Raw genomic sequence first — 12,705 nt, forward strand, 5'->3', positions numbered from 1 at the left:
ATTGAGACGTCCCCATCGTCTAGAGGCCTAGGACACCGCCCTTTCACGGCGGTAACAGGGGTTCGAATCCCCTTGGGGATGCCATCTTATTTTAAGATGCATTAAGTGCGGGAATAGCTCAGTTGGTAGAGCACAACCTTGCCAAGGTTGGGGTCGCGAGTTCGAATCTCGTTTCCCGCTCCAATTCAAATGATTCAAATTTGAGTTGGAGTAGCACAAGCTCAGCGTCGTCAATCAGGAAAGCAGCACTAGGCGCTGCAATACGGTGTGTCCCCATCGTCTAGAGGCCTAGGACACCGCCCTTTCACGGCGGTAACAGGGGTTCGAATCCCCTTGGGGATGCCATTAGCGGGAATAGCTCAGTTGGTAGAGCACAACCTTGCCAAGGTTGGGGTCGCGAGTTCGAATCTCGTTTCCCGCTCCAGATCCTAAAAGCCGATTCAGAAATGAGTCGGCTTTTTTCGTTTCTGGGTTTTGAATTTGTGCTTGGGTATCAGCGACGCCGCGAGCTGGAGCGCCAGCCCGGTGGTTCGCTAGCCCTATGGTTCGCCACTCGGTCGATCTCGTTATCCGCTTCGGATTCTAAAAGCCGGTTCATTTCTGAATCGGCTTTTCGTTTTATGGATTATTGGACGGTACTCCGCTGACTGATGGAGAGGGCCGCTCGTTATCTCTCTGGCGAGGTGGCTGGCGCCAGCGGTTTGCATGCTGCTAAAGATTTTTTTGGAAAAAGTGTTGCAAATCAAATAGATGGGTGTATCATGCGCTGCATCTAAGCGATGCGTCCCCATCGTCTAGAGGCCTAGGACACCGCCCTTTCACGGCGGTAACAGGGGTTCGAATCCCCTTGGGGATGCCATTAGCGGGAATAGCTCAGTTGGTAGAGCACAACCTTGCCAAGGTTGGGGTCGCGAGTTCGAATCTCGTTTCCCGCTCCAGATTTGAAAGCCCAGTCAAGAAATTGACTGGGCTTTTTTATTGGCTGCGGAGTTTGTCGATATCATCCTGATACCGACCCTTGTGACTCGCTGCGCTCTCGCAAAAATGCTCCTGGCATTTTTGTCCCGCTCCAGATTTAAAAAGCCGATTCAGAAATGAGTCGGCTTTTTTCGTTTTTGAGTTTGGGTCTATCCATTAGGGTTTGGCGCCGCCGCGAGATGGAGCGCCAGCCCGGTGAAACGCCAGCCCGGTGGTGCGCCGGTCGAGGAAACGTCAGTCTGGTGCAGTAGTAGCCCAACACCGTTCCTGCTGATGTAAATGCGAGCGTTATCCCGCTGATTTCGCCTTTGATCCAAGCTCTATAGGCCGACTCACAGATAAGTCGTTTATTGTATCGAACTCAACTTGTTCGCCTTGCTATGTGCATGAAAGAGAGGTCGCTTCCGGAACGAGTGATGGCTTTGATGGTAAGAGTTTGGTGCCCCAGTTGTTTGGGCAGAAATGGCGCTCAGTTAGCGGCATTATCGCCGGAGCGGCAGTGCTCCGGCGTTTGCAACAGTCTTATGTCCGCCGTTGGCTGGCAATCCAGGCTGGCTTTGGTATGCTCGCCGCCGGTTTTTCTTTGCTGGCCCTGTCAGCGTGATAGCAGTGCTTTGCGCACAGCGGTGCGGTCAAAAGGTTGGCCTGCCTGTTCGGCCTCATCGGCTTGCTCGTCCAGTTGTTGGAAGCTTTCGATTTCTTCATCCGTTAATGTGTGCAGGCAGCTGCCGCCGAAAAACCAAAACAGGTCGCGTTCGATCGCTGGTACCAGTTGCGGCTGATGGGTCGCCAAGGTGCTGAGCCAGTCTTGGCCGAGTTCATGCGCATGTGGCTGTTGGTGTTGCAGGGCGACAATGATTTCTTCCAGCGCCTCCAATGTGGCTGCCGGCACCACTTCGCTGGCTTTTTGCAAGCGCTGTTGCAGCTGTTGAAGCAGTTCCACGTGATATTGGGTGCGTGACGTTAAAACATAGGACATAGGGTAATCATGACTCCGGCGTTGCAGGTAAGTGCGTTACGAAAGGTGTATGCCAATGGTTTTGAGGCGCTCAAGGCCATTGATTTGCGTGTTGAGCAAGGCGATTTTTTTGCTCTACTGGGCCCAAATGGCGCAGGCAAGTCCACCACCTTGGGTATTGTATCGGGTTTGGTGCAAAAAACATCGGGCTCGGCCGAGATTATGGGCTTTGATGTCAACAACGATCTGTTTGAAGCGCGACGCCGATTGGGGGTGGTGCCGCAAGAGTTCAACTTCAATCAGTTCGAAAAAGTGGAAGACATTGTGATCACCCAGGCGGGTTATTTTGGCTTGCGCAGCCGCGAGGCGACATCGCGCACCAAAGAGCTGCTGCAAGCGTTGGATTTATGGGATAAGCGCGACCAGCCTGCGCGCATGCTGTCGGGTGGGATGAAACGACGTTTAATGATTGCCCGTGCTCTGGTGCACCGCCCGGACGTGTTAATTCTGGATGAACCAACGGCAGGCGTCGATATTGAACTGCGCCGTTCCATGTGGCGTTTTATGCAGCAGCTCAATGGCGAGGGCGTCACCATTGTGCTGACCACTCACTATTTAGAAGAAGCAGAGCAGCTGTGCCGCAATATTGCCATTATCAATCATGGCCAAATCGTGCAAAGCACCAGCACCCGCGAGCTGCTCTCCACCTTGCATACCGAAACCTTTGTGCTGGATTTGGCATCGCCGCTGGCTCAGCCTCCAGAGCTGCCAGGCTACGACGTGCAACAGCCGGCGCCAGATGGCTTGGAGGTCACGGTCGAGAAAGGGCAGGACCTTAACGCGCTGTTTCAAGCATTGACTGAGCATGGTGTGTTGGTGCGCAGCATGCGAACCAAATCCAATCGATTGGAAGAGCTATTCGTGCATCTGGTGCAGGAGAAAACGGCATGAATCAATGGCAGGTGCAGCGCATCGCATTCACGACCATTGTGGTAAAAGAAATACGACGCTTTATGCGCATTTGGCAGCAAACCCTATTGCCGCCCGCCATTACCATGACGCTGTATTTCGTCATTTTTGGCAATCTGATTGGTTCGCGCATCGGCGACATGGGCGGCGTGGATTACATGGCGTTTATTGTGCCGGGGCTGATCATGATGAGCGTGATCACCAATGCCTATGGCAATGTGGCGTCCTCCTTTTTTAGCAATAAATTTCAGCGCAGTGTCGAAGAAATGATGGTGGCACCGGTTCACCCGCTGACCATCTTATTTGGCTTTGTAGCCGGCGGCGTCGTGCGTGGCGTGCTGGTGGGTATCATAGTGACCTTGCTGTCGCTCTGGTTCACCGATTTGGTGGTGCACAATGTGTGGGTGGTGGTGTCGGTGATTTTGCTGTCGGCGGTGGTGTTTGCGCTGGGTGGCTTTATCAACGCGATATTTGCCAGCAAGTTCGATGACATTTCGATAGTTCCTACCTTTGTGATTACACCGCTGACGTATCTCGGCGGGGTATTTTATTCCATCGCTTTGTTGCCAGAGTTTTGGCAGGGCGTATCGGCTTTGAACCCCATTTTGTATTTGGTCAATGCCTTTCGCTACGGCGTGCTGGGTGTATCGGACATCAGCTTGCTGCACGCCTATGTGATGCTGGCGGCGTTTGTGGTGTTGCTGACGGTGTTTAGCGTGTGGCTGATACGCCGCGGCGTGGGCATGCGGCAATAAAGAGTGCGGCGTGCGCTGTTAGCAGCGTGCGCCAGTGAGAATCTAGTTGGAGGTAAATATGGGTTCTGTTCACAGTGAGAGCAATCCATTAGGGCAGGCGTCCGAGTATAAAGATCAGTACGACGCCGGTTTGTTGTTTCCCATTGATCGCCAGGAGAGCTGGCGCGCGCAAGGGCTGGATCGCAGCAGCGCCAGTTTTTTTGGTGAAGATATTTGGAATGCCTACGAACTGTCATGGTTGAATGAGCGCGGCAAGCCCATGGTGGCGATGGCGGAGTTTCGTATTCCGGCTGCCAGCCCGTTTTTGATCGAGTCCAAGTCGTTCAAGCTGTACTTAAACTCGTTTAATCAAACGCGCTTTGCCAGTGCGGCCGAGGTGGTGCAACACTTGGAGCGTGACCTAAGCGGTGCTGCTGGTGCGGCCGTGCAAGCGACTTTGCTCGACGTTGAACATGCTTTTAGTGCGCCGCCACAAGCTGTATGCATCGACGAGCTGGATGTCGACATTGATAGCTATCAGCCTGATCCAAGCCTGCTGCGCTGCGCCGATGGAGAGTTCGATGGTTGGCTGTGCAGTCACTTATTAAAGTCGAATTGCCCCGTAACAGGTCAGCCGGACTGGGGCAGTTTGTACATTCATTACCGTGGCCAGCGTATCGATGAAGCAGCGCTGCTGAAATACGTGATTTCGTTACGCCAGCATCAGGATTTTCATGAGCAGTGCGTCGAGCGCACCTTTATGGACTTGATGACCGCCTGTCAGCCAGAGGCGTTAACTGTGTATGCGCGCTATGTGCGCCGTGGTGGCTTGGACATCAATCCGATGCGCAGTACCGACAGCGCTGCCGTGGCAGTGAACTTCCGCTTGGCGCGCCAGTAGGGCGAAGCTCAAGGCAGTGGACGCTTACGCGTCCACTTGTTTTCTCAGTTTGCGCGCAGCGCGCTCCAATGCCGCGGCCACTTTTTCTCGCTCGTGATCTTTGACCTTGTCCGATTCCAAATACAGCGAAAAGCCTTCGGTATCGTGGTTGATAAAGCTGGGGTTGGCGCCGAGGTCACGACGGTAATCCACCACCTGATACAGCGGCACCGGGTCGCGAAAACCTTTCACTTGCGCAGTGCCGCGAGTGCGACAAATGATCTTGTCTTTGATTAGTGCAAAGGTCTCGTGAGAAATCAGAATTTCCCCAGCCTCGGCTTCGCTTTCTAGGCGGGCTGCGAGGTTCACTTCCTTGCCGATGATGGTGTAATCCATGCGGCTTTCGGTGCCGAAGTTGCCCACGGTGACGTAGCCGGTGTTGATGCCCATGCGGATTTGCAGTGGTGCCGTCATGCCGTGCTCAGCCCACTGTTTGCGCAGCTTTAGCATGTGACGGCGCATTTCAATGGCCATGGCCACGCAGGCCAGAGCATCGCGCTTGGTGCCCTTGGTTCTGGGGTCACCAAAGAAAATCATAATGCCATCGCCAATAAACTTATCGATGGTGCCACCGTATTTCAGCGCGATGCGCGACATGTCCGTCAGGTAGGTGTTCAACAGCTCGGTAAAGGCTTCGGCCTCCATCTGCTCGGACAGGCTGGTAAAGCCAACGATGTCGGAGAAAAACACCACCAGTTTCTTGCGTTGAGTTTCCAGTTTCACTTGGCGCTTGCCGGAGAAAATGGACTCCCAGATCTGCGGTGCAACGTACTTGGAGACCTGGTGGGACAACGCCTGAAAGCGGGAAACCTGGCCCTGAAACTTACGCTTCAGATGGATCAAATCACGCGCTTGGCGGTTGCTGTTAAAGCCGGAAATCGCCAAATGAATGCCCACGCCAATGGCGGCGGTCATAAATACTAGGTCCGGCACTGCTGGTGGTTTGGTGTAGCCAAACAGCAAGTAGCCAATGGCCGCCCCCGAGACCAGCGAGATGATGCAAAACGCCCAGGCGGTAAAGCTGCCGACAATAATGAAGCTGGTGTTAATCATGATGAGAAACAGCATCACCAGCGGCATCGGCAGTTGCATGTAAGATAAAAACAGCCCGCACAATAAGGCATCGCCATGAATCAACAGCTGGCGGGTGGTGTAGCCACGGCGGCGCTTAAATGGCCGGCTGAGCATGTACACCAAGTGTGGGTAGAGCAGGCAAATCAACATGACGACCAGAGCACTGGCGCCAAAAAAGCCTTCCATAAAGCCAGCCAATGTCGTGGCTGCAGCAACCCCGTAGCCAAGCACGCGGGCCATGTAATCCTGTCGGGGTAGAGTCGATTCGCTGAACTGAGCTTCGTCAGCTGGACTGGTCATGAACGCATTCCACGGTTGTCGTCATCATTATACGGCTTGCGTGATCCACATATACCGGCGAAAACCACTCTGTATACCGGGAATATTGGGCGGCGGCAAGCGCTGGCTGTTGCTGTTTGCGGTGCAAGGGCCATTGTGGGCCAAAGCCGCGGTTTAGTTGTGGGTGGGCTGCCTTTAAAATAGCGCAATCATTGACTGGCTGGAATCCTCTACATGAATGCCCTGGATGTTCTGACACAACGTGTATCTGCCCCGCAATTGACTGGCCCAGAGCCAACTGCTGCACAAATCGAAACGCTGCTACGTGCGGCCCTGCGGGCGCCAGACCACGCTTGGCTGCGGCCTAGCCGCTACCTGCTGATCCGCGGTGAGCAACGCCGCCAACTGGGCGAGATCTTCCTGCAAGGCATGGAGGATGCACACTCCTTGTCGGCCGAGAAGCAAGAAAAGTCACGCAACTTACTCACCCGAGCACCCTTGGTCATTGCGGCAGTAACGCGTGTTGTCGAGCACGATAAGGTCCCGCGTGATGAGCAATTGCTGTCTACTGGTGCTGGCGTGCAGAACCTATTGAACGCCAGTTGGGCATTGGGTTTGGGCGCCATTTGGCGTACCGGTGCCATGGCCAGCAGCCAAGCCGTTCATCAAGCACTGGGGTTGCAACCCAACGACGTGTTGGTGGGCTTCGTCTACGTCGGGCAGGTTAACTGCCGCCTGAAGCAGGCGCCAGAGCTGGAATTGTCAGACTATGTGTCGGAATGGACAGGGAAACCTGAATAAAAACAACGAATTACCGGGCGATGCTTGACGAGTCGCCAACAGCTGCGTATAGTTCGCCGCCACTGATCAGTGCAGCATGCATGCTGTGAACTGACTTTAGGTGAGGTGTCCGAGTGGTCGAAGGAGCACGCCTGGAAAGCGTGTATACCGAAAGGTATCGAGGGTTCGAATCCCTCCCTCACCGCCACCTAAAAGTCAAGACCTGAAAGCAGCTTTTTTTAAACTTTTTTCAGGTTATGAGACAAATTTTCTTCATGGTGCGTACAAACTGCGTACATCATGAAGAAAAACTCTAATTACTCTTCCTATCTGACTCGAAATCAAGTTGGAACCTATGTGTTCCAGATTCGTGTTCCTACACATATATTGCGTCAGAATCATTCGCTGAAACCTATCTTCAGGTGCTCTTTAGGAACCAAAAGTCTTCGTGAAGCAATTTGCCGCTCCGGTGTGAAGTTGTCTTTGTTTGAAGAAATCCTTAAAGGCTATGACTGCCCAAAGCTATTTGAGCAGCAGTTGATTGCCTTGAGGAATCGTGCTGACTTCAGCAGCCAGAAAAGCCAATTAGATAGTGGCAGTCATGCTCCGCTATTACCTTCGTCTGTAGGTGCTACGAGCACGGTGGTTGATATTGCCTTGGATGAGTTGGTAGAAAGCTTTCTTTTATACAAGGCAGATTCTGGTGTTCGTTCAGCTTCATATACATGGTATGAGCGAAAGCTCTCTTTGTTTGTCCAGATTGCACGAAGCCTTGCCCAAAAACGTAATCTGATGCTGAGTGATTTGACCGCTAACCTTGTTCGGCGGTATGCGACGATCATGGGTCGTTATCCAAAGTACGCCCGTAATCAGGTCGAGACCAAGTTGCAAACGGTCGATGAACTGGTAGCTGTGATTGAACAACATAGTCGCGAGTCCTTGGTCAATATGGGCTACAACCTTATTGGCTATCAAACGATGACTCATTACTTCACTGCGGTGAAAGAGTTGCTTCGATATGCCCAGCGGCAACAGTTCAATGTGCCAAATGGTCTTGCAGATCTCTTACATGCCCCTAAAAAACGTCGTGGAGTGAAGCCGCAGGTTAAGTTTGATTCAACTGATCTGAAGCGGATCTTTATGTCTCATGAGTATCTTAACGGTTCGTTTAAGCGTAACTCAGACTATTGGATTCCTCTGCTTGCATTGTTTGGTGGTCAAACCCAGGCAGAGTTGTGTCAGTTGCATGTATCGGATGTCCGCCAGCAAGAGGGGATATGGTACATCGATATTAATGATCAAGATGACAAGAACTTGAAGAATGAAACGGGTCGTCCTCGTCAGGTACCAATACACCGAAAGCTGATCGAGTTAGGGTTTTTGGCGTTTGTCGAGCATTGTCGAAAATCCGGGCAGACACGGTTGTTTCCTGAAGAAAAGAAGAATGAGTACGACAAGTATTCTAGCTATTCAAAGCGCTTTAATCGCTGGCGGCAGCGTCTGGGGGTGACGGTCGACTCTGCTGGTGGTCGCAAAACGTTTCATAGTTTTCGACATCTGGTCTCTGACTGGTTGATCGGCAATCAGTGTCACCCTGGTGTTGCAGCCGACATTATCGGTCACGAGGGGAGGGAGCGTATGGAAACCCGGCGGACCTACTCTGATGGAGCCTGGTTGGCTGAGAAGAATAAATGGATACAGTCGATTTCTTATGAGCTGGATCTTAGTGAGATTAGGCATTGGTCACCAGGCTGCTTTCAGTCGAGCTAAAGCTTTCGAGGAAAAAGTAAAATTTCCACATGTGGTGCCACATCAGGTTGTTTTTGCTTGCTAGGCTTGTTTAGCGTGTAAATGGGATGGGGTGATAGATGGAAATAGTTTTCTTTGGTTTTGATGATGAGTCAATTTATCGACGTTTTGCTAATGCATGCTTTCATGTTTTAGGAACGCCTTTGCCAGATGAGGTGACCTTGTACATTGCGCGTGATACTTCAGTAGAGCCAAGTGGTTGTGTTGTACGTACACCCGCAGGAGACTTCATGCTGCGCATACGTTATGACCACCATGATAGAGATAGCATTATCCCTGTCTTGCTTCATGAGCTGATGCATGTTGATCAATTCCTTAAAGGGCGCATCCACACTGAAAGGGAGTTGGTCTTCTGGGATGGTGTGGCATTTTCATCAACATTGCATCCACTTGATATGCTCTGGGAGTTGGATGTTGATGACCGTATTATCTCTGTCGCAGCCGATATCGCTTGCTGGATGAAGTTCGTTAAAGATAACAATTCTAACGTAAGTGTTGGTGTATAAAGCTGTTCCATATGCCTGAAAATATTCATCGAGCGATCTTTTCGATGTCGGTAAAGGAATAAGGGTGGGGCGTAGCTACTGTCGCATTTTGCCACAGTAACCGACAGGCTGAGGAGAAAACCTGCGCGCATCTGTCGGCTCGTCCTTGCCTCGTCCATGAGTTTCCTGTGCGCCACCCCTTAAGCGACAGTATAGATTCATTATGTGCATTTTTTGAACGCTTTTTTTGGTAATTTATCGTCGACCTTTTTGAGTTCTTCAAGCTGCTGACCTGGGTGATTTGGACCCCAAAGAGCCTGTGAGTAGGGCTGTGTATAGTTCTATTGCTGTAGCAGTGTCAGGTCTTTTTATCGACATGTGTTCATACAGTGCCTTTCCGATCATCTCTGCTTCTTTCGACCAGTTAGGGCTATGTGAGAGCCATGTAGTCGTGTCTACGAAGAAGGATGAGTCTTTGCTCCACTGACCGGGTTTCGCTGCATTGCTGAGATTTAGACTTAGTTTTAATAGTTGTGCTATGTGGGCAAGCTCTTTACACAACATGAGCAGTAGCCCTTGCGTATCCTGGTAGTTGTATAGCTTGACCTCAAAAGGTGCATTTTGCACGTAGTCGGTGGCTTGGCTCATTACAGATTTGGGTAATATGTTCTTCTGGTTTGCACCTAAGACAATGATGTTGATGGCTCGTGGTATGGACATTGTTTGGGACGGTTTTAGCCAGCTAAGTGCTTCTGTTGCATATTCTTCTAGTTCGCTATCCAGCTCGGACTTCTCCGAGCCATCAATTCCGTTCATGAAATTGGCATTGATTGAACATGTTTCTCTGTTTTTGTTTCGATCAATATTTTTGGTCATAATATTTTGTAGGATATTGTTTGATGACATTTCTTATTCCTGGTTGTGAGTTGATTTCTTTATGTTGATATTTTTCAATAAAACCCATTGATCCCTAAAAAGACAGTGTTTCCACTCATCTGTAAGTGGGGTGTCTCATGATTAGGTAACTTGTTTGTGTCTTTGACAAGGTATTGAGATAGCCGGGTATGGCTCGATTCGCTTTGCTCAATCTCCTGTACGTCTATGCCCTTGGGGCTGAATATCTTTAGCTTTTGAACTCTACGTTCAATGGCTTCATCTAGCTCTTGTTTGGTGATTTCATTGGCAATCACTAGGTGTATATGTGGCTGTCCATTTGCCTGATATTCGATAGCACCAATTCCTTCGAGAAACTTATTATGCTTTTTATATCGTCTCCCGTAAAGGTGAGAATTTATCCAGCAGAATAAAAGATTAAGATCTCGTATAAGTCTATTGTTAGATATTCGCCAGTCATTGTACTTCCACTTTTTTTCCATGTTTGGTTCTATGACTGTAATTGTCATGAATATGTTGCATTGGTTTTGTTCAATATAGTTTTTGATTAGTTCTTTGTTTGCTTGTTTTAGTTGGTTTCTTTTTGTCTTGTTGTGATAGTTTGGGTTCATGTGTTCTTTCACTATGTTCAAGTTTGTTCGATGTTTCTTCTCTATTGATTTTCTTTAGGCATTACTTCTCTAATCAAGAAAAGCTGAAGCTGATCAAGTTCAAGGGAAGAGCCTGGAGTACAACAACAGGTCTTTGGCTGCTATAACCATATATATCAAGGCAAGATTTTATGGGTCGGAATGATCATCCTATATGTTTGATGGAATCATCAAACTAAGGCTTTCCGATTGCTGGGTGGACCGAAATCTGCGGTATTTTATTAACTTTTGAAAGTAGGGGTGGATTGATAGTTTCCCCAGCCGTTGGTTGGGGTACTAGCCTCTATCTGAGCTGTCGTTAGCCCTATGGCAGAATGAGTAGGGCTAATAGAAAGTGGGTCCTTATAGCTCTTGGCAGCTATTTCTCTGAATTATTAAAGTCAGTTGGAGTCGGCAGGATTTTCTTCTCATACGATCTCGTTGCTTAATATTCCTGTACCTTTATTCTGATGAGAAATTGGCGCTACTTTGGTGACTGACTGAAACTGCATCAGTTTTTCTTGGGTGTGTAGTTCATATGTCTTTTTTAGTAATTATTTCTGATAGCTTTTATTGTCTCTAAATCTTCATTGAATAAATTAGTTTGTGAGGAATTGTCAGTGAATCAATTTGTCGGTGACGATTTTCTTTTGGGGCTTGTGCAAAAAAATAGCCAACTTGGACTTATTTTTCAATATTTAGAAATTATTGCTTGACAGAGGGGGTAAAATTTTACACCCTGTACCCAGGTTGTTTCCCTTCTCCGATCATAATTGAATGTATGATTCCCATACCCTTTGGGGATGGTCCTATCATTACCCAATTATCGAACAATAATGACATCCGTGATTACACTTCCTCATAGCAGTCAGTTGAAAAGAGAAAATGTGTGTACACCGAAGGTGTACAAATGCCATAGGCATTTGGACATTATTATTCAGCATCACAAATGTAAGCTATAGGAACATACTCCTACCATGTGTACTGGTGGGGTAAGTCAGTGGATGTCTATTGCAAAAATGATCATAGCCTCAGCATGATACTAAGTGTGTTCTTCATGTAGATTACAACAGTCATTACACCGCAGGTGTGCAAGTGCCGAAGGCAGTTGCAAGTACCATATCGACTATTTACATGATGGATACTGCAATGTGTCGTCTTGCTGGCAGTGTTGATATCAGTGATGTGGTGGCGTGTATGAGCATCTGGGGTGTTTTGGGTATAAAGCAAGGGTGTCATTGCCTGCAGCGTAAGAAGTCAGCCAGGGGGCTATCTTGTAGTCTTCGCCTTTGTTTTGGATGGCTTACTTAGCATCTTGTTATTGACTGCTTGTTACTTAATCAGAAAGCCAGAGAACATGAGCGACTTTATAGGCATCAGTGATAGTGACTTTAGGCAGAGTGATCCCCCATGCGGATAAAAAACCGCCAGCATGTATGCAGCTTCATACAAGATGTATTCGGACCATTCATTTGCCGTCTGCATTAAGAATGGTGGGGGATGTTTTTACCGTGTATGGACGGAAATCCACTTTAACTTATGGGTGTGTTATCGCTCGTTGATGTTCGCCGAGTGCGTCCATGCACTACTTACCATCTAGCTTCTTATTCACGATCCAGTTGAACATCTCTTCGCCAACCTTGATGTCGCCCATGATGTGGTTGAGTATCGTGTGCATCATGCCACTGATCTCTTTGTCGCCTGGAAAGAACTGCGCACCTGTTACCCAGTGCATTGTGCTCACTGATGGGGCGTTTCTCTTTGATACTGGCGGGCGGTGCAGCAGAGAGTCGGCAGCAGCGCTTAGCGTATCGTATGGCGAGTCCCCCGGCGCATTACCAAACACTTCTGCCCACTCAGCCCATGAAACATACAGCTGGTCGTATTCTTTGCTTTTGCCGACTTTGGTGCAAAGCAGCGCGATCAGTTGGCGCTCTGGCTTTGACATTGAGTAAATGTCACGCATAAGGAAGACGACCTCGTCGTCACCACTGCTCAAAGCTCTACCTTGCTTTGTTGGACCAGATGTAACTCATTGGGCAGCAGTTTTAGAGATCGCTCTATGCGTCCCTTGCAGCTTAGCTAGAGTAACTTTGTTCTGGGCTATTCAAGGTCTTGCTGAGCATGTATGACTTTATGGTGCTTGCCACCAGCAGAGCTGATCTTCAGTCAATCA

Annotated in this window: 11 protein-coding genes and 7 tRNA genes; 13 read left to right on the plus strand and 5 right to left on the minus strand. The window is 49.3% G+C overall.

The window, feature by feature from the left end:
• The first annotated feature begins 8 nt into the window (after positions 1-8).
• From CHH28_RS13250 to CHH28_RS13275, 6 genes are all read left to right on the plus strand, one after another.
• Positions 9-84 (plus strand) — tRNA-Glu (locus tag CHH28_RS13250).
• Positions 85-107: 23 nt separating this feature from the next.
• A tRNA-Gly gene (locus CHH28_RS13255) sits at positions 108-183 on the plus strand.
• Between the two features lie 86 nt (positions 184-269).
• A tRNA-Glu gene (locus CHH28_RS13260) sits at positions 270-345 on the plus strand.
• A gap of 3 nt (positions 346-348) precedes the next feature.
• Positions 349-424 (plus strand) — tRNA-Gly (locus CHH28_RS13265).
• Between the two features lie 359 nt (positions 425-783).
• Positions 784-859, plus strand: a tRNA-Glu gene (locus tag CHH28_RS13270).
• 3 nt (positions 860-862) lie between these two features.
• A tRNA-Gly gene (locus tag CHH28_RS13275) sits at positions 863-938 on the plus strand.
• Between the two features lie 635 nt (positions 939-1,573).
• On the opposite strand, the gene CHH28_RS13280 is transcribed toward CHH28_RS13275, so the two are convergent.
• Positions 1,574-1,957 carry a PA2817 family protein gene (locus tag CHH28_RS13280; RefSeq protein WP_094060763.1) on the minus strand — a complete coding sequence of 128 codons (384 nt, stop codon included), beginning with the start codon at positions 1,955-1,957 and terminating at the stop codon, positions 1,574-1,576.
• Positions 1,958-1,963: 6 nt separating this feature from the next.
• Between CHH28_RS13280 and CHH28_RS13285 the strand changes: the two genes are divergently transcribed.
• From CHH28_RS13285 to queF, 3 genes are read left to right on the plus strand one after another with little or no spacing between them, the layout of a single operon-like run.
• A complete protein-coding gene (locus tag CHH28_RS13285) occupies positions 1,964-2,887 on the plus strand; it encodes an ABC transporter ATP-binding protein (protein WP_094060764.1) in 924 nt (307 codons plus the stop codon).
• Positions 2,884-3,660, plus strand: a complete 777-nt coding sequence (locus tag CHH28_RS13290) for an ABC transporter permease (protein ID WP_199243902.1) — start codon at positions 2,884-2,886, stop codon at positions 3,658-3,660. Before CHH28_RS13285 ends, CHH28_RS13290 begins: the two co-directional genes overlap by 4 nt.
• Positions 3,661-3,718: 58 nt before the next feature.
• Positions 3,719-4,540: an NADPH-dependent 7-cyano-7-deazaguanine reductase QueF gene (queF, locus tag CHH28_RS13295; RefSeq protein WP_094060765.1), complete on the plus strand. Its 822-nt coding sequence runs from the start codon at positions 3,719-3,721 to the stop codon at positions 4,538-4,540.
• Positions 4,541-4,564: 24 nt separating this feature from the next.
• Here the strand turns inward: queF and CHH28_RS13300 are convergent, their stop codons facing one another.
• The gene (locus CHH28_RS13300) at positions 4,565-5,953 is read right to left on the minus strand and encodes an adenylate/guanylate cyclase domain-containing protein (protein WP_094060766.1); all 1,389 of its coding nucleotides are present in this window, start codon (positions 5,951-5,953) and stop codon (positions 4,565-4,567) included.
• 213 nt (positions 5,954-6,166) lie between these two features.
• On the opposite strand from CHH28_RS13300, the gene CHH28_RS13305 reads away from it, so the two are divergent.
• The 4 genes from CHH28_RS13305 (at position 6,167) to CHH28_RS19910 (ending at position 9,027) form a co-directional block, all read left to right on the plus strand.
• Complete coding sequence (locus tag CHH28_RS13305; protein WP_094060767.1) at positions 6,167-6,733, plus strand: nitroreductase family protein; 567 nt, start codon at positions 6,167-6,169, stop codon at positions 6,731-6,733.
• A gap of 99 nt (positions 6,734-6,832) precedes the next feature.
• Positions 6,833-6,920: transfer RNA gene (locus CHH28_RS13310), tRNA-Ser, on the plus strand.
• 92 nt (positions 6,921-7,012) lie between these two features.
• Positions 7,013-8,482 carry a site-specific integrase gene (locus CHH28_RS13315; protein ID WP_094060768.1) on the plus strand — a complete coding sequence of 490 codons (1,470 nt, stop codon included), beginning with the start codon at positions 7,013-7,015 and terminating at the stop codon, positions 8,480-8,482.
• Between the two features lie 98 nt (positions 8,483-8,580).
• Positions 8,581-9,027, plus strand: a complete 447-nt coding sequence (locus tag CHH28_RS19910; RefSeq protein ID WP_157729911.1) for a hypothetical protein — start codon at positions 8,581-8,583, stop codon at positions 9,025-9,027.
• Positions 9,028-9,285: 258 nt separating this feature from the next.
• Here the strand turns inward: CHH28_RS19910 and CHH28_RS13325 are convergent, their stop codons facing one another.
• The 3 genes from CHH28_RS13325 to CHH28_RS13335 all read right to left on the minus strand — a co-directional run bounded on the left by CHH28_RS13325 (position 9,286) and on the right by CHH28_RS13335 (position 12,495).
• A complete protein-coding gene (locus CHH28_RS13325; protein ID WP_094060770.1) occupies positions 9,286-9,912 on the minus strand; it encodes a hypothetical protein in 627 nt (208 codons plus the stop codon).
• A gap of 44 nt (positions 9,913-9,956) precedes the next feature.
• Positions 9,957-10,511, minus strand: coding sequence for a hypothetical protein (locus CHH28_RS13330; RefSeq protein WP_094060771.1), 555 nt, complete (start codon positions 10,509-10,511; stop codon positions 9,957-9,959).
• Between the two features lie 1,603 nt (positions 10,512-12,114).
• Complete coding sequence (locus CHH28_RS13335; protein WP_157729912.1) at positions 12,115-12,495, minus strand: RepB family plasmid replication initiator protein; 381 nt, start codon at positions 12,493-12,495, stop codon at positions 12,115-12,117.
• Between the last annotated feature and the right edge of the window lie 210 nt (positions 12,496-12,705).

It is taken from the genome of Bacterioplanes sanyensis, assembly GCF_002237535.1.
Taxonomy (GTDB): Bacteria; Pseudomonadota; Gammaproteobacteria; order Pseudomonadales; family Oceanobacteraceae; genus Bacterioplanes; species Bacterioplanes sanyensis_A.